This window comes from Methylobacterium thuringiense, from assembly GCF_022179645.1.
Classification (GTDB): Bacteria; Pseudomonadota; Alphaproteobacteria; order Rhizobiales; family Beijerinckiaceae; genus Methylobacterium; species Methylobacterium thuringiense.
The window spans coordinates 187,598-213,919 of record NZ_BPRA01000009.1 but is presented as its reverse complement, the minus strand read 5'-3'; the positions used below and the strand labels follow the sequence as shown (position 1 = coordinate 213,919).

At 69.1% G+C, this 26,322-nt stretch carries 22 protein-coding genes and 1 pseudogene; 12 read left to right on the top strand and 11 right to left on the bottom strand.

Annotated elements, in window-relative coordinates; genetic code table 11:
- The first annotated feature begins 91 nt into the window (after positions 1-91).
- From uvrB to MFF07_RS11490, 3 genes are all read left to right on the top strand, one after another.
- Positions 92-2,761, top strand: coding sequence for an excinuclease ABC subunit UvrB (gene uvrB / locus MFF07_RS11500; protein ID WP_147817187.1), 2,670 nt, complete (start codon positions 92-94; stop codon positions 2,759-2,761).
- A gap of 154 nt (positions 2,762-2,915) precedes the next feature.
- Complete coding sequence (locus MFF07_RS11495; RefSeq protein WP_147817186.1) at positions 2,916-3,203, top strand: hypothetical protein; 288 nt, start codon at positions 2,916-2,918, stop codon at positions 3,201-3,203.
- Between the two features lie 97 nt (positions 3,204-3,300).
- Positions 3,301-3,990: a YidB family protein gene (locus MFF07_RS11490; protein WP_147817185.1), complete on the top strand. Its 690-nt coding sequence runs from the start codon at positions 3,301-3,303 to the stop codon at positions 3,988-3,990.
- 174 nt (positions 3,991-4,164) lie between these two features.
- Here MFF07_RS11490 and MFF07_RS11485 read toward each other — a convergent pair whose 3' ends face one another.
- A complete protein-coding gene (locus MFF07_RS11485) occupies positions 4,165-5,103 on the bottom strand; it encodes a tetratricopeptide repeat protein (RefSeq protein WP_147817184.1) in 939 nt (312 codons plus the stop codon).
- Entirely contained in the window at positions 5,090-6,820 is a 1,731-nt protein-coding gene (gene ilvD, locus MFF07_RS11480; RefSeq protein ID WP_147817183.1) for a dihydroxy-acid dehydratase, read from the bottom strand. Before ilvD ends, MFF07_RS11485 begins: the two co-directional genes overlap by 14 nt.
- Positions 6,821-7,296: 476 nt before the next feature.
- Between ilvD and MFF07_RS11475 the strand changes: the two genes are divergently transcribed.
- On the top strand, positions 7,297-8,022 hold the full coding sequence (locus MFF07_RS11475; RefSeq protein ID WP_238231956.1) for a glutathione S-transferase: 726 nt from the start codon (positions 7,297-7,299) through the stop codon (positions 8,020-8,022).
- Here MFF07_RS11475 and MFF07_RS11470 read toward each other — a convergent pair whose 3' ends face one another.
- The 3 genes from MFF07_RS11470 to mutM form a co-directional block, all read right to left on the bottom strand.
- Positions 8,023-8,346 carry a type II toxin-antitoxin system RelE/ParE family toxin gene (locus MFF07_RS11470; RefSeq protein WP_147820539.1) on the bottom strand — a complete coding sequence of 108 codons (324 nt, stop codon included), beginning with the start codon at positions 8,344-8,346 and terminating at the stop codon, positions 8,023-8,025. It lies immediately after the preceding gene.
- Positions 8,339-8,626: a ribbon-helix-helix domain-containing protein gene (locus MFF07_RS11465; protein WP_147820536.1), complete on the bottom strand. Its 288-nt coding sequence runs from the start codon at positions 8,624-8,626 to the stop codon at positions 8,339-8,341. Before MFF07_RS11465 ends, MFF07_RS11470 begins: the two co-directional genes overlap by 8 nt.
- Positions 8,627-8,748: 122 nt before the next feature.
- Complete coding sequence (mutM, locus tag MFF07_RS11460) at positions 8,749-9,648, bottom strand: bifunctional DNA-formamidopyrimidine glycosylase/DNA-(apurinic or apyrimidinic site) lyase (RefSeq protein WP_147820534.1); 900 nt, start codon at positions 9,646-9,648, stop codon at positions 8,749-8,751.
- A gap of 148 nt (positions 9,649-9,796) precedes the next feature.
- On the opposite strand from mutM, the gene ubiE reads away from it, so the two are divergent.
- The 3 genes from ubiE to MFF07_RS11445 all read left to right on the top strand — a co-directional run bounded on the left by ubiE (position 9,797) and on the right by MFF07_RS11445 (position 14,092).
- Complete coding sequence (gene ubiE, locus MFF07_RS11455) at positions 9,797-10,573, top strand: bifunctional demethylmenaquinone methyltransferase/2-methoxy-6-polyprenyl-1,4-benzoquinol methylase UbiE (RefSeq protein ID WP_147820532.1); 777 nt, start codon at positions 9,797-9,799, stop codon at positions 10,571-10,573.
- 200 nt (positions 10,574-10,773) lie between these two features.
- Positions 10,774-12,336, top strand: coding sequence for a 2-polyprenylphenol 6-hydroxylase (gene ubiB / locus MFF07_RS11450; RefSeq protein WP_147820530.1), 1,563 nt, complete (start codon positions 10,774-10,776; stop codon positions 12,334-12,336).
- Positions 12,337-12,775: 439 nt separating this feature from the next.
- Positions 12,776-14,092, top strand: a complete 1,317-nt coding sequence (locus MFF07_RS11445) for a phosphopantothenoylcysteine decarboxylase domain-containing protein (protein ID WP_238231954.1) — start codon at positions 12,776-12,778, stop codon at positions 14,090-14,092.
- A 159-nt stretch (positions 14,093-14,251) separates the two neighbouring features.
- Here the strand turns inward: MFF07_RS11445 and MFF07_RS11440 are convergent, their stop codons facing one another.
- From MFF07_RS11440 to MFF07_RS11425, 4 genes are all read right to left on the bottom strand, one after another.
- Complete coding sequence (locus MFF07_RS11440; RefSeq protein ID WP_147817764.1) at positions 14,252-15,433, bottom strand: GGDEF domain-containing protein; 1,182 nt, start codon at positions 15,431-15,433, stop codon at positions 14,252-14,254.
- Positions 15,434-15,578: 145 nt separating this feature from the next.
- Positions 15,579-16,700 (bottom strand): HD-GYP domain-containing protein, encoded by a 1,122-nt coding sequence (locus MFF07_RS11435; RefSeq protein WP_238231952.1) that lies wholly within the window; start codon positions 16,698-16,700, stop codon positions 15,579-15,581.
- 174 nt (positions 16,701-16,874) lie between these two features.
- The gene (locus MFF07_RS11430; protein WP_147817763.1) at positions 16,875-20,012 is read right to left on the bottom strand and encodes an efflux RND transporter permease subunit; all 3,138 of its coding nucleotides are present in this window, start codon (positions 20,010-20,012) and stop codon (positions 16,875-16,877) included.
- Between the two features lie 11 nt (positions 20,013-20,023).
- Positions 20,024-21,247, bottom strand: a complete 1,224-nt coding sequence (locus tag MFF07_RS11425) for an efflux RND transporter periplasmic adaptor subunit (protein WP_147817762.1) — start codon at positions 21,245-21,247, stop codon at positions 20,024-20,026.
- Between the two features lie 209 nt (positions 21,248-21,456).
- On the opposite strand from MFF07_RS11425, the gene MFF07_RS11420 reads away from it, so the two are divergent.
- Together MFF07_RS11420 and MFF07_RS11415 are read left to right on the top strand one after the other, a co-directional pair.
- Positions 21,457-21,639, top strand: coding sequence for a hypothetical protein (locus MFF07_RS11420; RefSeq protein WP_147817761.1), 183 nt, complete (start codon positions 21,457-21,459; stop codon positions 21,637-21,639).
- Positions 21,640-22,175: 536 nt separating this feature from the next.
- Entirely contained in the window at positions 22,176-23,429 is a 1,254-nt protein-coding gene (locus MFF07_RS11415) for a molybdopterin molybdotransferase MoeA (RefSeq protein WP_238231950.1), read from the top strand.
- Between the two features lie 106 nt (positions 23,430-23,535).
- Here MFF07_RS11415 and MFF07_RS11410 read toward each other — a convergent pair whose 3' ends face one another.
- Positions 23,536-24,189, bottom strand: coding sequence for a class II aldolase/adducin family protein (locus MFF07_RS11410; protein WP_147817759.1), 654 nt, complete (start codon positions 24,187-24,189; stop codon positions 23,536-23,538).
- A 134-nt stretch (positions 24,190-24,323) separates the two neighbouring features.
- On the opposite strand from MFF07_RS11410, the gene ppk2 reads away from it, so the two are divergent.
- From ppk2 to MFF07_RS11395, 3 genes are all read left to right on the top strand, one after another.
- Entirely contained in the window at positions 24,324-25,232 is a 909-nt protein-coding gene (gene ppk2, locus MFF07_RS11405) for a polyphosphate kinase 2 (protein WP_238231948.1), read from the top strand.
- 301 nt (positions 25,233-25,533) lie between these two features.
- Complete coding sequence (locus tag MFF07_RS11400; RefSeq protein ID WP_147817757.1) at positions 25,534-25,716, top strand: DUF3606 domain-containing protein; 183 nt, start codon at positions 25,534-25,536, stop codon at positions 25,714-25,716.
- A 5-nt stretch (positions 25,717-25,721) separates the two neighbouring features.
- Complete coding sequence (locus MFF07_RS11395; RefSeq protein ID WP_147817756.1) at positions 25,722-25,988, top strand: DUF6894 family protein; 267 nt, start codon at positions 25,722-25,724, stop codon at positions 25,986-25,988.
- A gap of 125 nt (positions 25,989-26,113) precedes the next feature.
- Here the strand turns inward: MFF07_RS11395 and MFF07_RS22715 are convergent.
- A pseudogene (locus MFF07_RS22715) lies at positions 26,114-26,236 on the bottom strand (oxidoreductase dimerization domain-containing protein); the annotation flags it as partial.
- Positions 26,237-26,322: the final 86 nt, after the last annotated feature.

Here is a 26,322-nt window from a genome sequence, read left to right as displayed (position 1 = left end):
CTGCAGCCCCCCGCCACTGTGTGATCCGGAGCGGACCGGTGTCGCGTCCGGCAGCCTTTGTCCGGCTGCGGAACGCGCCCATATTGCGACCATGCCCGCTCCGAAGAAACCGCGCCCCGTCTCGGCCAAATCCGCCTCGTCCAAGGCCGACAAGCCCGAACTGAAGCCCCTCGACGAGCATCTCGCGGAGTTGCTGAGCCCGGCGCTCAACCGCAACCGTCCGAAGCCGATCGAGACGCCGGCCCCGCCGCCGGCCAAGGGTGCGAAGACCAGGGGCGCGAGGGTGAAGGGGGGCGCCGGCTTCGGCGAGGCGCCGCAGGCCGGCTACGCGATCGCCGACGCGGCGGAGGTCGACCCGCGCCTCGCCCAGGCGCTCGGCATGCCGGTGCCGAAGGGCGACTCCGCCCCTCCGGCGGCCGAGGAACCGGTCTCTCAGGCAACCGAGGGCGTCTCCGCCACCATGGCGGCGCTGGAGCAGCTGCTCCAGGAGGGCAACCCGCTGTTCAAGAACGGCGAGGCATGGGTGCCGCACCGGCCCGAGCGGCCGAAGAAATCCGAGGGTGGCCTCCGCTTCACCCTGAAATCCGAGTTCGAGCCGGCCGGCGACCAGCCCCGCGCCATCGCCGAACTGCTGGACGGCGTGAGCAGGCACGAGCGCGACCAGGTGCTGCTCGGCGTCACCGGCTCCGGCAAGACTTTCACGATGGCCAAGCTCATCGAGCTGACCCAGCGCCCGGCCCTGATCCTCGCACCGAACAAGACGCTCGCCGCGCAGCTCTACGGCGAGTTCAAGAGCTTCTTCCCGGACAACGCCGTCGAGTACTTCGTCTCGTACTACGATTACTACCAGCCGGAAGCCTACGTGCCTCGCTCCGACACCTTCATCGAGAAGGAATCGTCGATCAACGAGCAGATCGACCGGATGCGCCACTCGGCGACCCGCGCCCTGCTGGAGCGCGACGACGTGATCATGGTCGCCTCGGTGTCCTGCATCTACGGCATCGGTTCGGTCGAGACCTACACGGCGATGTCGTTCACGGTGACGCTCGGGGAGAAGATCGAGCAGCGCCAGCTCGTCGCCGACCTCGTGGCGCTGCAATACAAGCGCATCCAGTCCGACTTCGCCCGCGGCACCTTCCGGGTGCGCGGCGACGTGATCGAGCTGTGGCCGGCTCACTTGGAGGATCGCGGCTGGCGCATCGGCCTGTTCGGCGACGAGATCGAGGGCATCGTCGAGTTCGATCCGCTGACCGGCAAGAAGATCAACGAACTCAAGTTCGTGAAGGTCTACGCGAACTCGCACTACGTCACGCCGCGCCCGACCCTCCAGCAGGCGATCAAGGGCATCAAGACCGAGCTGAAGGCCCGCGTCGAGGAGCTGACCAAGATGGGCCGGCTGATCGAGGCGCAGCGCCTGGAGCAGCGCTGCACCTTCGACGTCGAGATGATCGAGGCCACCGGCGCCTGCAACGGCATCGAGAATTACTCCCGGTATCTCACCGGAAGAAAACCCGGCGAGCCGCCGCCGACGCTGTTCGAGTACCTGCCCGACAACGCCCTGGTCTTCACCGACGAGAGCCACGTTACCGTGCCCCAGATCGGCGGCATGTACCGGGGCGACTTCCGGCGGAAGGCGACTTTGGCCGAATACGGCTTCCGCCTGCCCTCCTGCCTCGACAACCGCCCGCTGCGCTTCGAGGAATGGGACCTGATGCGGCCCCAGACGGTCCACGTCTCGGCGACGCCCGGCAAGTGGGAGATGGAGCGCACCGACGGCGTCTTCGCCGAACAGGTCATCCGCCCCACCGGCCTCGTCGACCCCATCATCGAGATCCGCCCTGCCCGCTCACAGGTCGACGACCTCCTGGGCGAGGTCCGCGAGGTCGCCCAGGCCGGCTACCGCACGCTGGTCACCACGCTGACCAAGCGCATGGCCGAGGACCTCACCGAGTACCTGCACGAGAACTCGGTGCGCGTGCGCTACATGCACTCCGACATCGACACCCTGGAGCGCATCGAGATCATTCGCGACCTGCGGCTCGGCGCCTTCGACGTCCTGATCGGCATCAACCTGCTGCGCGAGGGTCTCGACATCCCGGAATGCGCCCTGGTCGCGATCCTCGACGCCGACAAGGAAGGCTTTCTGCGATCGGAGACGTCTCTGATCCAGACCATCGGCCGCGCGGCCCGCAACGCCGACGCCCGCTGCATTCTCTACGCCGATAACATCACCGGCTCGATGGAGCGGGCGATGGCGGAGACGGAGCGTCGGCGCGTCAAGCAACTCGCCTACAACGAGGAGCACGGCATCACCCCGCAGAGCGTGAAGCGCGGCATCCAGGACATCCTGGAGAGCGTCTACGAGCGCGACCACGTCCGCGTCGACACCGGCCTCGCCAAGGACGTCGCCACCGTCGGGCACAATCTCAAGGCGGTCATGGCCGACCTTGAGAAGCGCATGCGGGCGGCGGCCGCCGACCTCGACTTCGAGGAGGCCGCGCGGATGCGCGACGAACTCAAGCGCCTGCAATCCACCGAGCTGCTGATCTCCGACGATCCGATGGCCCGCCAGGGCGACGTCGAGCGCAGCGCCGGCCGTCAGGGCGACAAGCGCAGTCGCATCAGCAAGCCGACCCTCGACAACATGGGCCCGGGCACCGACCGTGAGATCCCGGCCGACGCCGTACCCTGGAAGGAGCGTCCGAAGGGGCGCTCGACGCAGGGGATGGGCGGGCAGAAGCCGCGCTACAAGGGCCGCTGATCTGTTTTTCTGAGAGCTTGATCAGTGTTCGGGGTCGGAACCGAACCCGTCGTCGAGGATTGACGAGCCGAGACCTGAACATGGGCCGACTCGGATCGGCAGGCGTAGGTTCGGCTCTCGTCCGCGCGTGACCTCTGGCCACCGGAACAGCTGCATGACCTCCGCTCGCGAACCGGGTGCCGGCGCCGCCGTCACCGGCCTTTTCCTGGGAGGTCTCGCCATCGCCGGCGCGGTCGCCCTCGTCACGGCTCCGATCACGCCCCGCATGGCGGTGGCTCAGACGGCCGCCAATCCGAACGATCGGCCGGCCACCGCCACGCTGTCCGGCGCCGCCGGCACGGTGACAGGGCGGGAATACGCCAGGGGCGCCCTGTCGCCATCCATCGTACCCGTGATGTCGGACGGTTCGGGCAGCCGTATCGATCGGTTGCGGCTGCGCTGACCGGCGAGACCCGTCTGCGACCGACGTGCCGAAATCGGGGCAACCGCGGCGATGATTGCCCGTTGTGCCTGAGGCGGCGCGGGACGGAGGACGGAACATGGGTCTGCTCGATCAGGTCATCGGTGGTGTCGTCGGACAGGTGCTCGGGGGCGGACGCGGCGGCGGCGCGATGTCGCCGATCGTCAAGGCTTTGCTGATGTTGCTCCTCGCCAAGGGCGCGAGCGGCGGCCTCGGCGATATCTTCGGAGGTGGCCATGGTTCGCCGGAGCCGCAGGGCCGGGGCCGCGCGCCCTCCCCCGAGGACTATGACCACCCGCAAGGCGACGACGGCGATCTCGGTGGCTTCGGCCGGCATCCGCAGGGCGGCCGGTCGAGCGGCGGCGATGATGGCGGCGATTTCTCGGATCTCTCCGGCATGCTCGACGGTCCCGGCGATGGCGGCAACCGCTCGCCCGGAGCCGGCCCCTATGCGCAGCTCGACCATGAGCAGGACGTTGCCGGACAGGGCGGTCTCGGCGGTGGGCTCGACGGCCTGATCCAGGGCTTCGAGCGCGGCGGGCTCGGCGACGTGATCGGTTCGTGGATCGGCCACGGCCAGAACCGGGCGATCGAGCCGAACCGGCTCGCCGACGCTCTCGGCTCGGACACCGTGGACACCCTCAGCCGCCAGACCGGCCTCGACCGCTTCGACCTGCTGAGCCAGCTCGCCCAAGCCCTGCCCTCGGTGGTCGACGCGCTCACGCCTCAGGGGCGCAAGCCGGGGGAGCAAGAACGCCAGGGCTGGTGAGGACCGGATTTCGTTCGCGCAGTCTGGCCCGCGCGCTTCCATTTCCTAGCGCGCCTTGCAGGGTCGCAGACCGGTTTTCACGGGATAAACGTTTGAAGCCAAAGCGCGTTTCCCCTCCCCCTTGTGGGGAGGGGGCAGGTGTGGGGGTGGCAATGCCTCATACCGAGGGGTTGCTCAGCGCCGCCGCCGCGTCGACCCCGTCGACTGCACCTTCGCCAGCGCCTCGGCCCGGTCGTCTTCGCTCGCCGCGCTCCAGGCCTTGTCGTAGAGGTCGACGATCCACGCGTCCGATCGGCCCTGCGCACCGTCGCGGGCCAGCGCCAGCCAGGTTAGGCCGCGCACGGTCTGGCGCGGCACGCCGACACCGTTGAAGAGCAGGTCGCCGAGCAGGGCCTGCGCCGGCTTGTGGCCCTTCTCGGCGGCGAGGTTGAACCAGCGCGCGGCCTTGCGCGGATCCGCCTCGGTGCCGGTGCCGTCGAGGGTGAGCCGGGCGAGGTTGTACTGGGCGTTGGGGTCGCCGAACGAGGCGGCGTAGTTGAACATCTCGTAGGCGCGCTCGGGGTTCGCGCGCACGTAGGTGCCCTTGATCCCATCGAGGAAGTAGGTGCCCAGCGCGGTGAAGGCGCTGGCGGCGACGCCGGTGTTGCCGGCCTCCGGCTTGTCGTCGTCGTTGTCGTCGGCGATCCGCGAAAAGTACTCGAAGGCCTTGAGGTCGTCGTGCGGCACGCCGTCCCCGTCCGCATACATGCGGCCGAGCTTCCACAGGGCGAGGGTGTGGCCCTGGTCGGCGGCGTATTCGAGGGCGCGCACGGCGCCTTCCTTGTCGCCGGCATTGTACTCGCGCACGCCCGTGCGCAGGGCGTCCTTGGCCGAGCGGTAGCCCTTCTCCGGGACGGGCGTGCGCGCCGTCGCGTCGAGGGATTCCGCCGGATAGGCGGCGAGGAACATCAGGCCGGCGGCGGCGAGGCCGCAGGCCAGGCGGGAGCGCACTCCGCCGAAGGGGATGCCGGTTCGGCGCAAGAATGCGCGACCGAACGGGGAATCGTCGCGGAGCCGACCGGGAGCGGCCCCGGCCGGCGCAAGCCGGCTTGGGTCAGTCCTAGATGTCCGCATAGGTCTGAATCTCCTGGGCGCCACCCGGATGGGTGACGGCGCCGCTGACCGCGGGTCCGACGGTCTGCATGTATTTCCAGAGGTAGCCGGAGGTCGCGGAGTTGGTCCGCGGCGTCCAGGCCTTGCGGCGCTCGGCGAACTCTTCGTCCGACAGGGCGACGTCGAGGGTGCCCTTGATCGCGTCGAGGGTGATGACGTCGCCATCCTTCAGGAGGCCGATCGGCCCGCCGATCGCTGCCTCGGGGCCGACATGGCCGACGCAGAAGCCGCGGGTGGCGCCGGAGAACCGGCCGTCGGTGATCAGCGCGACCTTGTCGCCCATGCCCTGGCCGTAGAGGGCGGCGGTGGTCGACAGCATCTCGCGCATGCCGGGGCCGCCCTTCGGACCCTCGTAGCGGATCACCAGGACTTCGCCGGGCTGGTAGGTGCGGTTCTGGACGGCCTCGAAGCAGGCCTCCTCGCCGTCGAACACCCGGGCCGGGCCGGTGAACACCTGCTTCTCGGGCGGCATGCCGGCGACCTTCACGATCGCGCCCTCGGGGGCGAGGTTGCCGCGCAGGCCGACGACGCCGCCGGTGGGCGTGAGGGGCGTGTTGGCCGCCCGCACCACGTCCTGGTCCGGGTTCCAGGCGACCTTCTCCATGTTCTCGGCGATGGTGCGGCCGGTGACGGTCATGCAGTCGCCGTGGATGAAGCCGTGGTCGAGCAGGGTCTTGATCAGCAGCGGGATGCCGCCGACCTCGAACATGTCCTTGGCGACGTAGCGTCCGCCGGGCTTCAGGTCGGCGATGTAGGGCGTGCGGCGGAAGATCTCGGCGACGTCGAACAGGTCGAATTCAATGCCGCATTCATGCGCGATCGCCGGCAGGTGCAGGGCCGCGTTGGTCGAGCCGCCCGAGGCGGCGACCGCTGCGGCGGCGTTCTCGAGGCTCTTGCGGGTGACGATGTCACGCGGGCGGATGTTCTTCGCCAGCAGCTCCATGACCTTCTCGCCGGCGGTCATGCAGAATCTGTCGCGGATCTCGTAGGGCGCGGGGGCGCCGGCCGAATAGGGCAGCGCCAGGCCGATCGCCTCGGAGACGGTGGCCATGGTGTTGGCCGTGAACTGCGCGCCGCAGGCCCCGGCGGAGGGACAGGCGACCTGTTCCAGCTCGTCGAGGTCGTCGAGGCTCATGTCGCCGACGGCGACCTTGCCGACGGCCTCGAACAGGTCCTGCACCGTCACCGGCTTGCCGCGGAACGAGCCGGGCAGGATCGAACCGCCATAGATGAAGATCGACGGCACGTTGAGGCGCACCATGGCCATCATCATGCCGGGCAGTGACTTGTCGCAGCCGGCGAGCCCGACGAGGGCGTCGTAGGCGTGGCCGCGCATGGTCAGCTCGACGGAATCCGCGATGACCTCGCGCGATGGCAGCGAGGCGCGCATGCCGGCATGGCCCATGGCGATGCCGTCGGTGACGGTGATGGTGCAGAACTCGCGCGGCGTGCCGTTGGCGGCCGCCACGCCCTTCTTCACGGCCTGGGCCTGGCGCATCAGCGAGATGTTGCAGGGCGCGGCCTCGTTCCAGCAGGAGGCCACGCCGACGAGCGGCTGGTGGATCTGCTCCTTGGTGAGGCCCATGGCGTAGAGATACGAGCGGTGCGGCGCGCGATCCGGCCCCTCCGTCACGTGACGGCTCGGAAGCTTCGACTTGTTGTTCAACCGCAGGTCCATGGCCGTGTCCGAAACCGCTCTTCACCCGTGTCCGGCGCCCTGCGGCACCGGCCGAAAACCCTTTGCGGCCAAGCTTTTCCGGGTGGTGCGACCGCCCTTGGAACAACTTGAAGTCCGGCGCTAAATCCCTGCCGGAACAGCCATTTACCGCGAGGCTCGAGGTGGTCCCGGTTTATGGCGCAATCGCGGCGTGGCCGCGGGCGACCGGGGGCAAAGCTGGGATGGTTTCGCGGTGTGACGGCCCCGCCACAGTCACGCTTGGCGCTCGGGCCGACCCGTGAGGCGCGGGACTCTCCTCCCCCTTGTGGGGAGAAGTTGGCGGTGGGGGCGGTGCCGCCAGCCTTCGACTGCGGCAAGCGGAGCCCCCCCTACCCCTGCCCCTCCCCACGAGGGGGAGGGATGGCGTCGCGCCTCCCGCACCCGGCCGATGAAACCCGAACCGCCCGCTCCGACTTGAGCCCGGGAGGAGACACCCGATGCCGTACGAGCTTCACTACTGGCCGATGATCCAGGGGCGCGGGGAGTTCGTGCGCCTCGCCCTTGAACAGGCCGGGGCGGACTATGTCGACGTGGCCCGCCTCCCCCATGAGGACGGCGGCGGCATCGACGCGATGATGGACCGGCTCGACGCCGAACCGCTGCGTCCGCCCTTCGCTCCGCCTTTCCTCAGGGACGGCGATCTCGTCATCGGCCAGACCGCCAACATCCTGCTCTATCTCGGCCCCCGCCTCGGCCTCGTCGGCGCCAGCGAGGCAGACCGGATCTGGACCCACCAGATCCAGCTCACGATCACCGACATGGTCGCGGAGGCGCACGACACGCACCACCCCGTCGCGAACGGCCTCTTTTACGAAGAGCAGAAGCCGGAGGCCCTGCGCCGCGCGCACGAATTTCGCGAGAACCGGATGCCGAAGTTTCTGGGCTGGTTCGAGCGCGTGCTCACCCGCAACCCGGCCGGCGCCCGCCACCTCGTCGGCGACGCGCTGAGCACCGCCGACCTCTCCCTGTTCCAACTCGTCGACGGCCTGCGCTACGCCTTCCCGAACGCGACCGCGCGGACGCTGGAGGCGACGCCGCGGGTCGTGGCCCTGGTGCAGAATGTCGGCCGCCTGCCGCGGGTGGCGGCGTATCTCGCGAGCGAGCGGCGGTTGGCGTTCAGTGAGAATGGGGTGTTTCGGCGGTATGCGGAGTTGGATGGGTGATCAGTCGGTGTCGTCGTGCTCGCGGTAGAGGGCTTCGTAGTCTCGGCCCCCGTGGAAGATGTTCGTGATGAGCACGCGCGTTTCGTCGATCGTGTAGGCGATCACCGCCGAATGCTCGAACGGTACCATGCGCAGGCCCGGCTTCAGATCGTCACGGGATCGCCCGCTTCGAGGCGCGTCGCCGATGCGCTCGCACCGTGTAATGATCCGCCGGATGAAGTTTTCCGCCGTTGCGTTGTGCTGGCTCACAAGCAGCACCGTGTGAAAGATATCGGCAAGGTCGGCACGGGCTTCCGGCTGGAATTCGACACCCAGCCTATGCACGTCTGGCAGCGTCTTCCTGCGCCTTGGCGAACAGAGTCTCCATGTGCTGCCTCACTTCCTCGGTGCTGAGGGAAGGCCGCGGATCGTCCAGCGAGCGCCGGATGCGAGCCCGGATGGCATCCAGCCGCTCGGCGTCTTCGAGGCGCTGGCGCTGCCAGAGGCGCACCGCGTCGCGCAGCACTTCGCTGGTCGACGCGTACTCGCCCGCCTCGACGCTCTCGCGCACAGCGCGGAGCATGTCGGGCGTCATCGTGATGCTGATCTTCTCGGCTGTCGCCATACCCGACCGCCTCCCGCTAATGACGCAGGATGGTAGCATAAAATGCGACGACATGAATCTCCACAGTGGCCAGGCAGGCGACATGCACCGCCTTCCCTCGCCCCTGCTCGGAAAGTAAAGGCTCAGCGCCCCCCAGGCCCCTGACACACCTCACAAAAAAACGTCGATCGCCCCGACTGCACGATCCGCGAGACCCGCCCAACACACCCCCGCGTCACGCAGGCATGCCCGACCCGGTCGTAGACGCGGAACCCGTGCTGGAACGACCCCCGCGCCCCGTCCGGCTGCGCATAGTCCCGCAAGGTCGAGCCGCCCGCCGCCACGGCCTCGGTGAGCACCGTCCGGATCGCCTTGGCCAGCGCGTTGGCCTTGGCCGTCGGGGTGCCGTCGGGCTTGGCGAGCGTTCCGGCCATGGCCAGCGGCGAGAGGCGGGCGCGGTGGAGGGCTTCACAGACGTAGATGTTGCCGAGGCCCGCGATCAGGCGCTGGTCGAGGAGCGCGGCCTTCAGCGGCGTGATCTTGTGGCGGAAGAGTCTTGCGATGGTCGCGCCGGTCAGCGCCTCGCTCAGCGGTTCGATCCCCATGGCGGCGAAGTGCCGGCACGCGGCCAGCGTGTCGGTCGGCACGAGATCCATGAAGCCGAAGCGGCGGACGTCGTTGTAGGTGATGGTCGCGCCCGAATTCAGAGCCATCACGACGTGGTCGTGCTTCGTGTTGCCGAGCGCGCCGTCGAGATAGAAATCGCCCGGCGAAACATTTTGGCCGTCCGGCAGGGCGACGTCGAAACGGCCGCTCATGCCGAGATGCATGATCAGGCTCTCGCCGGAATCGAGATGCGCGGTGAGGTACTTGGCCCGGCGCGCGAGGTCGGTGACCGTGCGGCCTTCGAGGCGCTGTGCGAAGCGCTCCGGGAAGGGGAAGCGCAGGTTCGGCCGCCGCAGCGTCACGCGCGAAAAACGCGCGCCGACCAGCGCGGGCGCGAGGCCCCGGCGCACGGTTTCGACTTCGGGCAGTTCGGGCATGGATAGGATCGTCAGGCTTGTTGTAGGAATTGTTTCACGTGAAACATGCGACCCGTGGCGTCATAACCGGTGTGCCGCGGCTTCTCCACATGGCGGTTCCGCGGCGCATTCGCTATGAGGCGCGGGCGGGAGCAGGGATCGGGACGGTATGAGCGCGGCAGACGACGGCACGGCTGATTTCGGCTTCGAGCGCGTGAGCCTCGCCGAGAAGCAGGGCCGCGTCGACGACGTGTTTCGCTCGGTGGCCAAGCGCTACGACGTGATGAACGACCTGATGTCGGGGGGGCTGCACCGGGCCTGGAAGTCCCACCTGATCGGGATGCTGCGGCCGGGCCCGAACCGCCCCTTCCGCCATCTCGACGTGGCCGGCGGTACCGGCGACGTCGCCTTCCGCGTGCTGGAGGCCGGCGGCGCGCAGACCCAGGTGACGGTGCTCGACATCAACGAGGCGATGCTGCGGGTGGGGCAAGAACGGGCAGACAATCGGCGCGCCGGCACGCGCTATGGCGAGCGCATCGATTTCGTCACCGGCAACGCCGAGACCCTGCCGCTGCCGGGAAATACCTTCGACGCCTACACCATCGCCTTCGGCATCCGGAACGTGCCGCGCATCGACGTGGCGCTCAAGGAGGCGTTTCGCGTGCTGAAACCGGGCGGGCGCTTCCTCTGCCTCGAATTCTCGCGGGTCGATCTGCCGATCCTGGAAAAGATCTACGACGCCTATTCCTTCCACGTGATCCCGCGCATCGGCGAGCGCGTGGCCGGCGACCGCGAATCCTACCGCTACCTCGTCGAATCCATCCGCAAATTCCCCTCCCCCGGGCGTTTCGCGGCGATGATCGAGGAGGCCGGGTTTTCGCGGGTGACGCACCGGGTGCTGTCGGGGGGGATCGTGGCGATCCACTCCGGCTGGAAGGTGGCTTGAGTGGCTGGCTCCCTGCCTAGGTTTTGCGACGATGCGCTTCCCTCCCCCTTGTGGGGAGGGATTGAGGGTGGGGGTGGCTCCGCTTGCCTGCGTCCCGGCAGGCGAAACCACCCCCACCTCCTACCTCCTCCCCACAGGGGGGAGGAGAAGCTCGCACTGAGCTGCACTGCTGTGCCGGTCACGTTTGGGGCTGTTCCGCTTTGCTAGGCGCCCTCTTCCACTTCGTCCGCGGCGCGCATGTCGGCTTCGTGCTGGCGCGGGAGGGCGGGCTCGCGCTGATCGATACGGCGGAGCTGCCGCCGCATCTGCGGCTCGCGCTGAAGGTCGGGCGCTCGCTGGAGCGGCGGGGCGTCGCCGAGCATGCCGGGGCGAGTCCCCTGGAGCGGGCGCTGACCCGGCTCGGGCCGTCCTACGTCAAGTTCGGGCAGTTCCTGGCGACCCGCCCCGACATCGTCGGCATGGCCGCCGCGCGCGATCTGGAGCGCCTGCAGGACCGGGTGCCGCCGTTCCCGCAAGGCGTCGCCATCCGCGCCATCGAGCAGGATCTCGGCAAGCCGATCGGTGCGCTGTTCGCCACCTTCAGCGAGCCGGTGGCCGCGGCCTCGATCGCGCAGGTGCACAAGGCACAGGTGCTGGACGCCGACGGCACCCTGCGGGCGCTCGCGGTGAAGGTGATGCGGCCGGGCGTGCGGACGCAGTTCGCCCGCGAGCTCCAGGCCATGCGCTTCATGGCGGGCATCGTCCACGCCCTCTGGCCCGAGGCCGAGCGCCTGCGCCCGCGCGAGGTGGTCGAGACGCTGGCCCGCTCGGTGATGATGGAGATGGACCTGCGGCTCGAGGCCGCCGCCATGTCCGAGCTCGCCGAGAACACGAAGGGCGACGACGACTTCCGGGTGCCGCGCCCGGAATGGGAGCTGACCTCCCGCAACATCCTCACCAGCGAGTGGATCGACGGGATCCGGCTCAGCGACCGGGACCGCATCGTCGAAGAGGGCCACGACGCCAAGGCGCTCGGGCGCTCGGTGATCCAGTCCTTCCTGCGCCAGGCGATCCGCGACGGCTTCTTCCACGCCGACATGCATCCCGGAAACCTGTTCGTGGACCGGAACGGCTGCCTGACGGCGGTGGATTTCGGGATCATGGGCCGGCTCGGCCTGCCCGAGCGGCGCTTTTTGGCCGAGATCCTCCTCGGCTTCATCACCCGCGATTATCGCCGCGTCGCCCAGGTGCATTTCGAGGCCGGCTACGTACCGCGCCACCACTCGGTGGACGACTTCGCTCAGGCCATCCGCGCCATCGGCGAGCCGATCCACCAGCGCCCGGCCGACGAGATCTCGATGGCCAAGGTGCTGACCCTGCTGTTCGACGTCACCGCGCTGTTCGACATGAGCACGCGCACCGAACTCGTGATGCTGCAGAAGACCATGGTGGTGGTGGAGGGCGTCGCCCGCTCGCTCGACCCGCATCTCGACATGTGGACCGGTGCCGAGCCGGTGGTGAAGTCCTGGATCGCCCGCAACCTCGGGCCGCTCGGCCGCATCGAGGGCGCCGGCCGCGCCGCCATGACCCTCTCCGACGTCGTCTCCGACCTCCCCGACATCGCCCAGCGCGTCCGCCGCATCATGGTCCGCCTCGACGAGGAGGGCGCGCGGGACGTGCGCGCCCTGGAGCGCATCGCCCGCGCCGAGAAGCGCCGCGCGGTCTGGTCGACCCTGGCCCTGTGGGCGATCGCGCTCGGGGCGCTGGTGATGGCGTTCAAGTGAGCGTGTGAACGCCGGGGCCTGCGAGGCCATCGCGGGCGATCGGGCAGATCACGTCATCGCGAAGATTTCGGATCGTTCTTCAAAGGCCGGCTTTTTTCTGAAATAACCGGACGCCACGCCGCTTGCCCGGCGCATCGACTGAGCGTGTGCGAACGGTCTTCTTGGACTGGATTATGTTTGGCTGTTCCGGCGCCGCAGTATGGCGGTGATCTCCTGCTTTCGAGCGAAAACATTCGTATCAATAGTTTTCGGACGTTGTTCGCTACTGAAAGCTCGACGAGCCGATCTGTCCGGTGAACCGTGCCAGGCGATGTCGTCTGTTCGGCATCGCGGCGTGCGGGCCGGCCCCGCGTCCTCTCGGACGACCGCACGCCTCTGGAACGGGGATCCCGGTAGCCCCGAGTCTTGACGCACGGCTCCGACTCCCCTGACTAGAGCCATGTCCCAGTCCCTCGGCGGCCGCCGCATCCTCCTCGTCATCGGCGGCGGCATCGCGGCCTACAAATCGCTCGACCTGATCCGCCGCCTGCGCGAGCGGGGCGCCGCCGTGCGGCCTATCCTGACCAAGGCGGCCCAGGAATTCGTGACGCCGCTCGCTGCCGCGGCGCTCGCCGGGGCTCGCGCGCATACCGACCTGTTCGACCGGGCGGACGAGGCCGAGATCGGGCATATCCGCCTGGCGCGGGACGCCGACGCCATCGTGGTCGCCCCCGCCACCGCCGACCTGATGGCGAAGATGGCCGGCGGCCACGCGCCGGACCTCGCCGCCACGGTGCTGCTCGCGACGACCCTGCCGATCCTGATCGCACCGGCGATGAACGTGCGGATGTGGGCGCATCCGGCGACGCGGCGGAACCTCGCGACGTTGGCCGGCGACGGCGTGGCGGTCGTCGGCCCCAACGACGGCGCCATGGCCGAGGCGGAATACGGGCCCGGCCGCATGGCCGAGCCGCACGAGATCGCCGACGCGCTCGAAGCCCTGCTCGCCGCGCGGGAAGAGCGCGGCGGTTTCGGGTTCCTCGCCGGGCGGGCGCCGGCGGGGGCACTGGCCGGCCAGGGGCCTCTGGCGGGCAAGGGGCCTCTGGCAGGTAAGACGGTGCTCGTCACCTCGGGCCCGACGCATGAGCCGATCGATCCGGTGCGCTACCTCGCCAACCGCTCCTCCGGCCGGCAGGGCCACGCCATCGCCGCGGCGGCGGCGGCGGCCGGGGCGCGGGTGACGCTGGTGTCGGGGCCGGTGGCGCTCGCCGACCCGGCGGGCGTCGCGGTAGTTCGCGTCGAGACCGCGCGCGAGATGCTGGCGGCCGTCGAGGCGGCGCTGCCGGCCGACATCGCGGTGTTCGCCGCCGCCGTCGGCGACTGGCGCCCGGCGGAGGCCCGCGACGGCAAGATCAAGAAGGACGGCGCCGCCGTGCCCCCGCTCGCCCTCGTCGAGAATCCCGACGTCCTCGCGACCATCGCCCGGCGCAGCGAGGGCCGCCCGCCCCTCGTCGTCGGTTTCGCCGCCGAGACCGACACGGTGCTCGAGAACGCTCACAGGAAGCTCGCGAAAAAGGGCTGCGACCTGTTGGTGGCCAACGACGTCTCGCCTGCGGGCGGCGTGATGGGCGGGTCCGACAACACCGTGCATCTCGTCTCCCGCGATGGCGGCGTCGAGACCTGGCCCAAGCTCGACAAGGACGAGGTCGGCCGGCGGCTGGTGGCGCGGTTCGCGGAACTGCTCGCTTTACGGAACGGGGCGGGTTCCGGGCGGTAGCGGCCGGTTCCGCCGAGCGGGTTGCCCGTGCCGCGTCCCGGTGCATGCCCCGTCGCGCATCCTGGCGCATACCGGGACTTTCCCGGTCGGCATGGCGCGGCCGCCGCGATCGGGCCTCCCGGGCGTTGACGTCGTGGTTGTATCGGCGGCTGGCGCGGGTCAGGCCGAGCGGCGGGATTCGGACGGCTCGGCGGCGTCGCGGCCCTTGCGGGTCGCGAGCGTGCAGAGGCCCTTGCCCATGGATTTCGAGCGGTAGAGCGCCCGGTCGGCGGCCTGGAGCAGGCTCGACATGTCCTCGCCGTGGTCCGGGCGCTGGGCGATGCCGATGCTGACGCCGATCTGCGCAGGCGCGTCGGGGCCGCAGGCATAGGGTTCCGAGATCCGCGCGATCAGGCGTTCGCCGAGGCCGATCAGGTCCGCGCGGCCCCTGCCCTCGCTCAGCACCACGAACTCGTCGCCGCCGATCCGCGCCACGAGATCGCCGAAGGCCGTCTCCTCGCGCAGGCGGTCGGCGACCATCTGCAGGAGCCGGTCGCCCACGACATGGCCATGGGTGTCGTTGACGGCCTTGAAGCCGTCGAGGTCGAGAAAGAGCAGTCCGACCGGTCCGCGCGGGATGGCCTGCATCGTCGCCATCGCTGCGCTGAGGCCGGAGCGGTTCGGCAGGCCGGTGAGAGCGTCGTGGTGGGCGCGAAACCCGTTCTCGCGCTCGGCCCGCATCGTCGTGACCATCATCCGGTTGAGCTTGTGCGCCGCCATGGTCATGGCCAGCATGTAGAACGGCAGCTGCAGGAAGCTGAGATACAGGATCGGCTCGCCGGCGATGGCGGCCCCGATGCAGATCGGCCCCAGCGTCAGGGCGATCATCATCGCCGTGAGCCGCGGCGCCGCGAAGTTCCGGAAGCAGGTTCCGCCCACCATGCCGGCCGCCGAGAGGCAGGAGAGCGTCGTGGCGACCCAGTCGCCGCTTTCGAGGCAGACCAGGGCGCCGACGCCGAGGCTCAACGACCAGGCCAGGGCCAGCAGCAGGGAGACGTCCGTCGGCGTGCTGCGTCCGGCCGCGGCGGCGCGGCGCGCGGCGATCAGGACGACCAGCCGGATCAGGCAGATCGCGACCTCGAACGAGACCCAGGCGAGGACGTGCGGGTGGGGGATGCGGAACGCGATCAGCACCGCCACGCCGATGGTGTTGGCAACGCCGCCCAGGAAGATCGGCAGCGTTCCGTAGAGGCTGCCGATGAGGGCGACCCGGATGTCCTGCGGGACGTCGCGACCGGCATCCGCGAGCCAGCGCGTGAAGCGCCAGCGTGGCAGGCTGTAGGTCAGGGGATTGTCGCGCATGAAGAACCGGGGCAGGCGTGGATACGGCTCTAAGCCTCTGCTTCGACACGCTTTCCTTCGAGGGGCCGGCATCCGCCCGGCCGGAAAGCGCGCTAGACGCGGAATCCACCGCCTGACGTCTCCCGCCAACCTATCCGCCCATTCGTTACGGAATGGTTTGTTCGACGCCAGCGCTACCCTCGGTTGCGATACGGTCATCGCCCCCGGCCCGGAGGATGACCGGGGCGTAGGCGCGCAACAGGTCCGCATCGAGCTGCCCCGCCATGCCGTCCATCAACCGCCAAGCCTGCCCCCCGGAGAGCGCCGGGCGGTAGGCGCGCCGCTCGGTCAGGGCGGAGTGTACGTCGCAGATCGCCACTAGGCGCACGAGGTCGCCGATGGCGTCTCCCCTGAGGCCGTCGGGGTAGCCGCTGCCGTCGAGGCGCTCGTGGTGATGCCGGACCACGTCGAGAATGGTCGCGTCGTAATCGCCATCCTGCGCGAGCAAGTCGGCGCCGATCACGGGATGCTCGCGCATCACCCGCATCTCGTCCGGGGTCAGCGGTCCGGGCTTGTCGAGGATCGCGGCCGGTATGTGTGCCTTGCCGATATCGTGGAGCAGCGCGGCCTGGGCGAGGCGGTGGCGATCGCGGCGGCCGAGGCCGAGTTCCGCGGCGAAGGCGGCGGCGAATCCGGCGACGCTGAGGGAATGCTGGTACACGCCGATGTGATGCTGGCGCAGCCGGTCGAGCCAGGCGTGGATGCCGGCTTCCGAGACGGCGGCGAGTACGATCTCGGTGCCCTCTTCCACTTCAGACACGCTCGGGGATCGGCCGGCTGCGGCAGCATCGAACAGGCCGGTGACGAGGGTCGTGGCGGTCTCGACCCGGACCGCGAGCCTCGCGCCGGTCGATCCGGCGGCCTTCGCATCGTCGAGGAGTTTCAACAGAATCGAGACGATGCCGGCCGAGCGCGAGCCCGCCGCGATCACCGTAGGAGAGCCGAAGCGGCGGCTCCCTTCGGCGCCTTCGCCATGGTGGGCGACGTAGAGACAGGGAACGGTCTCCGTCCGCGTACGCCGGGTCAGCGCCTCGCCCCAGGCGCTCTCGGGCAGACCGTCGGCGAGATCGACCAGGAAGGCGAGCGGCGTGCGCGCGGGCAGTGCCCGCCCCGGCTCGATCACCCGGCAGGGCCGGATCAGGCCGATCGCGCTCGCGAGCCTGTCGGCCCGCTCGCGACGGTCCGAGACGAGGAGGACGCAAGGTTCCTGCATGGGGCCGTCAGACATGGAGCCGTCAGACATGGGGCCGTCATACGCCCATTCGCCCCGGAGCCTGGACGGGACGTCGGATCCGCTTGGGTGAGGGGCAGAATAACCCGGGCTGGTTTCCGAACCATCAACGCTGCGACGCATCGTCTCGTCAGAGATGACACCTCGGCAGCCCAGTCTTGGCAAGCGGGTCTACTCCGCCGCTATGCGCGGTCCATAGACTCCCGGCTCGTTCGCGGCTTGGCCCGGCGGCACGTAGCCGATCTCGTCTTCCGGGTCGTCGCGCTCGCCGACGAAGCGGGCGAACAGGCGCACGAACAGGCGCGACAGGTCGTCGACCAGGATGAAGATCGCCGGCACGAAGATCAGCGACAGGCCGGTCGAGACGATCAGCCCGCCGATCACCGCCACCGCCATGGGGGCACGGAACTCGCCGCCGATGCCCAGCGCCATGGCGGACGGGACCATGCCGGCGGCCATGGCGATCGTGGTCATCACGATGGGTCGGGCACGCTTGCGACCGGCATCGGTGATCGCGGTGACGCGGTCGACGCCCCGCGCCATCTCCTCGATGGCGAAGTCGACGAGCATGATCGCGTTCTTGGTCACCACGCCCATCAGCATCAGGATGCCGATGACGACCGGCATCGAGATCGGCATGTGGCAGATCAGCAGGCCGAGGATCGCGCCGCCGATGGAGAGCGGCAGCGAGAACAGGATGGTGAGCGGCTGCAGGAAGTTGCCGAACAGCAGCACCAGCACGCCGAACACCATCATCAGGCCGGCGCCCATGGCCATGGCGAAGCCGCCGAAGACCTCGCCCATGATCTCGGCGTCGCCCGTCTGCTTGATGGTGACGCCCTCGGGCAGGTTCTGCGCGGCTGGCAGGGCCATGACTTGGTCGATCAGTTCGCTCAGCGCATCCGAGCCCATCAGGTCGGCCTCGATCGCCACGCGCACCTGGCGGTCGTAGCGGTCGATCGCGGTGGGGCCGCGCCCCAGCGTGATGTCGGCCACCGTGGCGAGCGGCACGGCGGCGCCGGCCTTCACCGGAACCTTCAGGGCGCCGAGCTCCTCGAGCTTGCCGCGCAGGGAATCCGGGAACTGTACCCGGATCGGCACCTGCCGGTCCTTGGCGTTGAACTTGGCGAGGTTGGCCGCGATGTCGCCGATCGTGCCGACGCGCACCGTCTCGGCGATGAGGTCGGTCGAGACGCCGAGATCGGCCGCGATGCCGGGCTTCGGGCTGATGCGGATCTCGGTGCGGTCGAGGGGCGCGGTCGACATCACGTTGACGAGGTGCGGCACGCCCGCCGCCTCGCGCTGCAGTCGCGCGGCGATCTCGGTGACGACGTCCTTGTCGTTGCCGGCGACGATCAGGGCGAATTCGCGCTGGCCGCCTTCCTGCAGCGCCCAGAACCGGATGTCGGGCACCTCGCGCAGGATTTCGGCGATCCTGCCGTCGACCTGCTTCTGCGTGAGATGGCGCTCGTTCTTCGGGGTCAGGTTGATGGTCAGGCTCGCGAGCCGGACCTCCTTCTTGCCCGGAAGCTGGCGACCGCCGTCGACGAAGACGGAGCGGACCTCGGGCATCTTGCGGATGGTCTCGACGATCTCGTCGGTGACGCGCCTTGTGTCGTCGAGCCTGGCGCCCGGCGGCAGTTCGACCACGAACATCGTGCGGGCCGCGTCCTCGGCCGGGATGAAGCCCGCCGGCAGCAGCCCGGCGGACATGATCGAACCGGCGAAGCAGACGAGGCCGAGGAAGAGCGTGATGAACTTGTGCCGCACCGACCAGGCCACCACGCGGCCATAGGCGCGCAGCACCGGGCCCTCGTGCTCCTCGTGGCCGGAATCGCGCAGGAAGTAGGCGGCGAGCAGCGGCGTCAGCAGGCGGGCGACCAGCAGCGACATGAACACCGCCACCGCGATGGTGAGCCCGAACTGCTTGAAATACTGCCCGGCGATGCCCGGCATGAAGGAGACGGGCGCGAAGATCGCGATGATGGTCGCCGTGATCGCGATGACCGCGAGCCCGATCTCGTCGGCCGCCTCGAGCGCCGCGCGGAACGGGGATTTGCCCATGCGCATGTGCCGGACGATGTTCTCGATCTCCACGATCGCGTCATCGACGAGGATGCCGGTCACCAGCGTGATCGCGAGCAGGCTGACCGCGTTCAGCGAGAAGCCGAGCGCGCTCATCGCCCAGAAGGTCGGCAGCACCGAGAGCGGCAGCGCGATCGCCGCGATCAGGGTGGCGCGCATGTCGCGCAGGAACAGGAACACCACGACGACGGCCAGCGCCGAGCCTTCCAGCAGCGCCATCATCGCCGAATGGTAGTTGCCGATCGTGTTGACGACGCTCGTGTCGAGGATGTCGAAGTGCACGCCCGGATTGGCCTTGTGCAACTCCTCGATCTTCGCCGCGACGTTCACCGAGACCTCGGCGTCGGAGGCGCCGCTCGATCGCGAGATAGCGAAGCCCACCACCGGCTCGCCGTTGAAGCGGGCGAAGGTGCGCGGCTCCTCGGCCGAGTCGACGAGGGTCGCCAACTCGTCGAGCCGGACCTTGCGGCTGTTCGGGAGCACGATGGACGTGGCCGCGAGCGTCTCTAGGCTCGCCGAGGCGCCGAGCGTCCGGATCGACTGTTCGCCGCCCCCGAGCTCGCCGCGCCCGCCCGCCATGTCGGCGGAGGTCAGGCGCACCTGACGGTTCACGTCGGCCGCGGTGATGCCGAGCGCCAGCAGCCGGTCGGGCTTCAGGGTGATGCGGATCTCGCGCGCCACGCCGCCGAGACGCTCGACCCCGCCGACGCCCTTCACGCCCTGGACCTGGCGCGCGACCACGTCCTCGACGAACCAGGACAGGTCCTCGGGCGTCATCGCAGGGGCCGAGGCGCCGTAGACCATGATCGGCAGGCCGGCGATCTCGACGCGCTGGATGATCGGCTCGTCGATCGTGCGCGGCAGGTTGATGCGGATCTTCGAGATCGCTTCCTTCACGTCGTTGACGGCGCGATCCTGGTTCACCTCCAGGCGGAATTCGATCGTCGTCGTCGAGACACCCTCGGCGATGTTGGAGATGACGTGCTTGACGCCCTTCACGCCCGAGACCGCGTCCTCGACCCACTTGGTGACCTGGGTCTGAAGCTCTGAGGGGGCGGCGCCGGACTGCGTGATCGTCACCGAGACGATCGGAATGTCGATGTTCGGGAAGCGCGTGATCGGCAGGGAGCGGAAGCTGACGAGCCCCAGCACCGTCAGGACCATGAACAGGACGAGCGGCGAGATCGGGTTTCGGATCGCCCAGGCGGAGACGTTGAGGCGCATGGTCGATCGCCTCAGCGTTTGCCGGACACGGCGTCGGCGGCGGCCTGCGCCGCAGCTTGTGCCGTCTTGGGCGGCACCGGCCTGACCCGGTCGCCGTCGCGCAGGAACGAGCCAGCGCGAGAGACCACGACGTCGCCCGCGCTCAATCCGGAGCGGATCTCCGTCAGGCCCTCGGCCGACAGGCCGGTGGCGACCTTGCGCGCCTCGACCCGGCCGTCCCTGACGACGAGGACGCTCGCGGTGCCGTCGGCGGCGTAGAGCACGGCCGCGAGCGGCACCGAGGCGCCGGTGCGGCGGGCGACTTCCACCGTGCCGCGGGCGAAGGCGCCGATATGCAGGGCCGGATCGGGATCGAGGCTGATGCGCACCTTGCCGAGCCGCGTCTGCCGGTCGACCTCCGGGTAGATGCGTCGGACGCGACCGCCGAGCGAGCGGGTCTCGTCGAGGGCGAGCCGGGCCGGGTTGCCGGGGGAGAGGCGCGGCAAAGCCGTCTCGGGCACTTCGCCCTCCAGCTCGATCTCGCCGCGGGCGATCAGCCGGAACAGCGGCTCGCCGACGGCCGTCGCGGTGGCGCCGATGCGCGCCGTGCGGCGGTTGACGATGCCGGCCTCGGGCGCCCGGATCTCGGTGCGGGCCCGGCGCAGCGCGATCTCCTTGGCCTGCGCCCGCGCGGTGGCGAGATCGGCCTTGGCCCCGTCGAGACCGCCCTTCGCCGCCGCCAGCCGGCCCTCGGCGCCCTGGGCCGTCGAGACGCGCTGCTCCAGCGTCACCGCCGTGGCATTTCCCGTCTTCACCAACGACTGCGCGCGCTCCAGGGCCTGCTTCGCTTCGACGTTGGCGGCCTCCATCTGAACGATCTGGCTCCGAGCCTGGATGATCGCGGCCTCGGCGCGGGCGATCGCCGCGACGTTCGAGGCCTCCGAGGTCTCGATCATCTCCATGGAGAGGCGGGCGAGCACCTGGCCCTTGGCGACCGTGTCGCCCTCCTCCACCAGGAGTTCGGTGATTCGCAGGCCCTCGACCTCCGGCGCCACCAGGATTTCGTCGCGCGGGACCAGCGTGCCGGTGACCACCGCACGCTCGACGATCTCGCGGGTCTCGACCGGCACGACGCTCACGGCGGGCAGCAGCGTGGCCGGATCCGGCACGGTCGCCGGCTCGGCCGCGAGGGCGTGCGCGCAGGCGGTTGCCAGCAGAGCCGCCGTGAGCAGAGGGAGGAATCGGGTCTGGGTCATCGCTATGCTTCGCTCACGGGCACCCCGCGCCAGCCTTTCGTTCCGCCTCAGACCGGCGTTTTCAAGGCGTGACCGTGTCGTGCCTTGCGCGGCGGCGACGCTACCATGGCGGACCCGGAATTTCTCAAGCAATCGCAAGGGTGCAGTGCAACCCGCCAATGGGCCGCACGTTGATGAAGCCAGACCACGATCTATCCGGACGGTGTCGAATGAGCATTTTCCAGATCAAGCAGAAGACCAGCGGCGCCGTTCTCTGGACAGGCAGCGCCCATGACGAAAAGACCGCGCTCGACGCGATGGCACGCGAGGCCGGGTATCCGGATTACGCGTCCCTGCCGAACCAGATCCGGGCGAGCGGTGTCCAGGCGGCCAAGCTCGACCTGATCTCGTAGATCTCTTTCGCCCCACACGAATACTTTATAAGGCATCCTTCGATGAAGGGTGCCTTTTCGTTATCCATACCACGGGAGGTATTTCTGCCGAGAACGGGGATCACCTTTCCGTGCACCGGCTACCCTTGCCAAGACACCGAATCAGGGCCTAGCATCATGTCATCGCCACTGCAGGCTTCGGTCGCGGCGGCTGATGGATAGAGATGAAGGAGGTTCGCTTATGCGTTACTCTGTCGTTCTCTCAACGTCGCGCACCGATGACGGTGACGCGGACGATCCACCGAATCAGTACCGACAGGGATGAGGCTTTCGGGAGGGCGAGTGCCGCTCGCGACCGACCTTAAGGGTCGTCGACGGTGGCCCGATCCTCACGGGGAACCCTTGAACCCGAAAGCGTGGACCCTGCCTGAAGGCCCGACATTCGCCGTGTCGGGCCTTTCTCATGCGTGGTCTCGACGGCATCGTCGGCATCGCCGATACCGTGACGATCTTCGCGAAGACGATTTTCGCACGGTCCGGGATCCGCGCACGGCAGAATGGCCCAGTTGAGTGACGATTGCTTTGCCGCCGGCGAAGCGCCGATGACCATCGAGGAGGCCGTGGCGCTGGTCGAGCGGCGCGTCTGCACGGTCGCCGGCATCGAGACGGTGCCGCTCGCCCGGGCCGACGGCCGCATCTCTGCCGTGGATGTCCGAGCTCCCGGCGACCTGCCGCCCTTCGATAACTCCGCCGTCGACGGCTACGCCGTGCGTCACGCGGCGTTGGCGCCCGACCGGGAGACCGTGCTGCCGCTGGGCGGCCGGCTGACGGCGGGAGTTTCGGCCGAGGGCGTGCTCGCCGGCGACACGGCGGTGCGCATCTTCACCGGCGCCCCGATGCCGCGCGATGCCGACACCGTGTTCATGCAGGAGGACGTGCGCGCCGAGGGCAGCCGCATCGCCCTGCCCCCCGGGCTGAAGCCGGGCGCCAACCGCCGCCGGGCCGGCGAGGATGTCTCGCGCGGCGATCTCGTGATTCCCGCCGGCCGTCGTCTGAGGCCACAGGATCTCGCACTTGCCGCCGCCACCGGTTTCGAGGGCCTCGCGGTGCGCAGCCCCCTACGGGTCGCCCTCTTCTCCACCGGCGACGAACTGACCGATCCGGGGACGGTCCTGCGCCCCGGTGCGATCCACGATTCGAACCGTGTCATGCTCGGCGCTCTGCTGCGCCGCCTCGGGGTCGCGGTCGCGGATCTCGGCATTCTCCGAGACGAGCCGGAGCCGTTGGCACGCCGGCTCGCTGCCGCAGCCGAGGATCACGACCTCATCGTCACCTCCGGCGGCGTCTCGGTCGGCGAGGAGGATCATGTGAAGGCGGCGGTCGAGGCGGTCGGGCGGCTGTCTTTCTGGCGCCTCGCGATCCGGCCCGGCCGGCCCGTCGCCATGGGCCAGATCGGCCGGAAGCCGTTCGTCGGACTGCCGGGCAATCCCGTTGCCGCCTACGTCACGCTGCTTTTCGTGGTGCGCCCGCTGATCGCGCGGCTGGCCGGCCAGACCCTGGCCCCGCCGACACCCCAGCCCGTGCGCGCCGCGTTCGGTTACCGCAAGAAACCCGGTCGCCGCGAATATCTTCGCGTCAGCGTCGCGCCGGGGGCAGACGGCGTCGTCGAGGCCCAGAAATACCCGAAGGACGGCAGCGCCGCCCTCACCTCGCTGACCGAGAGCGACGGGCTCGCCGAACTCTTGGATGACGCGACCGGGGTGAGCCAGGGCGACACGATCCGATTCTACCCGCACGCGCTGTTGTGGTGAGGTCGTCCCCGCTCGGCACGTTCGGACCGAGCGCATCCCCTCGCCCCGCAAGCGGGGAGAGGGGATGCGTACCTCCAGAGCGCTCGACCGGAGCCGGCATGAGCCATCACCCCTTCGGCCGCGGCCCGTAGCTCCGAAACTTCTCCACGTTGCGCGCGATCTCGTCGTCCGGCAGCACGCGCGGCGTACCCACCTGGAGCGCCACGGCGTATTGCCGGCAGAGCGTCTCCAGCTCCACCGCGAGCCAGAGCGCCTTGGCGAGGCCCGGCCCGGTGGCGATCATGCCGTGGTTGGCGAGCAGACAGCAGGTCCGGTCCTCCAGCGCCTCAAGCGCCAGTTCGGACAGCTCCGGCGTGCCGAAGGTGGCGTAGCCGCTACAGCGCACCGTCGGGCCGCCCGCGGCCGCGATCATGTAGTGCACCGCCGGAATCTCCATCCCGCAGATCGCGAAGGCCGTGCAGTGGATCGGGTGGGCGTGGACCACCGCATTCACGTCGGCGCGAGCCTCCAGGATGTCGCGGTGGAAGCGCCACTCGCTCGACGGCGCCAGCGGGTGCTCGAACCCGCCATCCATCCGCAGATGCACGATGTCGTCGGCGCTCATCTGCTCGTAGGGCAGGCCCGAGGGCGTGATCAGCAGGCCGTCCCCCCAGCGCACCGAGACGTTGCCCGAGGTGCCGTGGTTGAGGCCGAGCCCGCTCAGGCTGCGGGCCGCGTCGACGATCGACTGGCGCACCGCGAATTCGGTGTGACGGGACATGGCGGCCTCCTGAGACGCCCCCTCTTCTCCCAGGCCGGCGGCCCTGACAACCGAGGGAAAGTCCCGACCTTCTCAGGGCTGTCATGAAGCGCGGGCTAAGCCCGGGGCGACGATCCACGTAGGTGCCCCGAGACATGACCGACGACGCAGCCACCATCGAGGCGATCCGCCGCGAGCTGGCCGACAGCTACGACGAGGAGTTCGAACTCGAACTCGAGGACGAGCGCCTCGAAGGCGTTGCCACGGCCGCGACCGGCCACACGCCGAACGGCATGGAGCGCAAGGTCTATTTTCGAGAACTGCTCCGCCTGCAGCACGAACTCGTGCGGCTGCAGGACTGGGTGCAGAGCCAGAAGCTCCGGGTCGTGGTGCTGTTCGAGGGGCGCGATTCCGCCGGCAAGGGCGGCGCGATCAAGCGCATCACCCAGCGCCTCAACCCACGCATCTGCCGCGTCGCGGCCCTGCCCGCACCGAGCGAGCGCGAGCGCACGCAATGGTACTTCCAGCGCTACGTCGCCCATCTGCCGGCGGCCGGCGAGATCGTGCTGTTCGACCGCTCCTGGTACAATCGGGCCGGCGTCGAGCGGGTGATGGGCTTCTGCACCGAGGCCGAGGTGGAGGAGTTCTTCCGTTCCGTGCCCGAGTTCGAGCGCATGCTCGTCCGCTCCGGCATCGTGCTCGTCAAATACTGGTTCTCGATCACGGACGCGGAGCAGGAATTCCGCTTCCAGATGCGCATCCATGATCCGCTGAAGCAGTGGAAGCTCAGCCCGATGGACGTCGAATCACGCAGCCGCTGGGAGGACTACACCCGCGCCAAGGAGGAGATGCTGGCCCGCACCCACATCCCCGAGGCGCCCTGGCGCGTGGTCGAGGCTGTGGACAAGAAGCGCGCCCGCCTCAACTGCATCAGCCACCTGCTGCAGCAGATACCCTACTCGGACGTCCTGCATCCGCCGGTGACCCTGCCGCCCCGCGTGCGCCACGAGGATTACATCCGCCAGCCGATCCCGCAGGACCTCTACGTGCCGGATCAATTCTGAGGCCGATGATCGATCGGCCGAAACACATCAGGGCCGCGTGTCGGTCTTGAGCGCATCGCTGCCGAACACGTAACCGGCGAACGTCGCGGCCGCGAGAACGAATACCACCAGCTCCCCACCCATCGGACGCTCCATCGTGTCTTGATGAATGGTTAAGCTGTAGAGCGGCTCGGTGTTCCGCCGTGCCGTGGAAATTGTCGGGGACGGACGGTCGTTTCGGCCCCGTGCCGTCGCCTGCGAGCAGACGGCGCTTGACCTCCCCTCCCCCGAACCCGACATCGGGCTCCTCACAGGAGCGATCATGGCGGGCCTCAAGGACAAGCGTGGCTTCATCGACAAGGACCGGCTCGACCTCTCCGAGCGCAAGGCCGTCGAGTACTGGATGAAGCGCTGGGGCGTGACCCTGGATCAGGTCACCGCGGCCCACCGCAAGGTCGGCCGCATGACCAAGGACATCGCCGCCGAGCTCGGCAAGAAGCGCTGACGCCCATGCCCCGCTACTTCTTCCACACCCACATCGACGACGACGTCATCGTCGACCCCGACGGCCGCGACTTGGCCGATGCGGACGCAGCCTGGGCGGCGGCGAAGGTTCTCGCCCTCCAGCTCCTCCAGGGCGCCGACAGCGACCCGGCGCTGTTCAAGGCGGTGATTTTCGTCACCGACACGAGCGAAGAGGTCGTCTTGGAGTTTCCGCTGACCGATGCGCTCGTGGCCGAGCCGGTGGCGCTGCCGGACGACGAGACGCGGCATTGAGGTGAGTGGTCCTCCGTCGTCCCTGCGAGCGCAGCGAAGCAATCCAGGGCCACGCACAGACCATCGGGGAGCCGGCCCTGGATCGCTTCGCCTTCGGCTCGCGATGACGGCGCGGGTACCCGACCCTACGAATGGATCACCTTCCCATACGCATCCAGCACGCTCTCGTGCATCATCTCCGAAAGCGTCGGGTGCGGAAACACCGTGTGCATCAGGTCTTCCTCGGTGGTCTCGAGGTTCATGGCGACATGACCAAAAGCCGAGTAAGGCGAGACACATAGCGGTCGGAATGCTTGATCGCCCGGTCAACCTGAGGAGTATCTAGAAAATCACC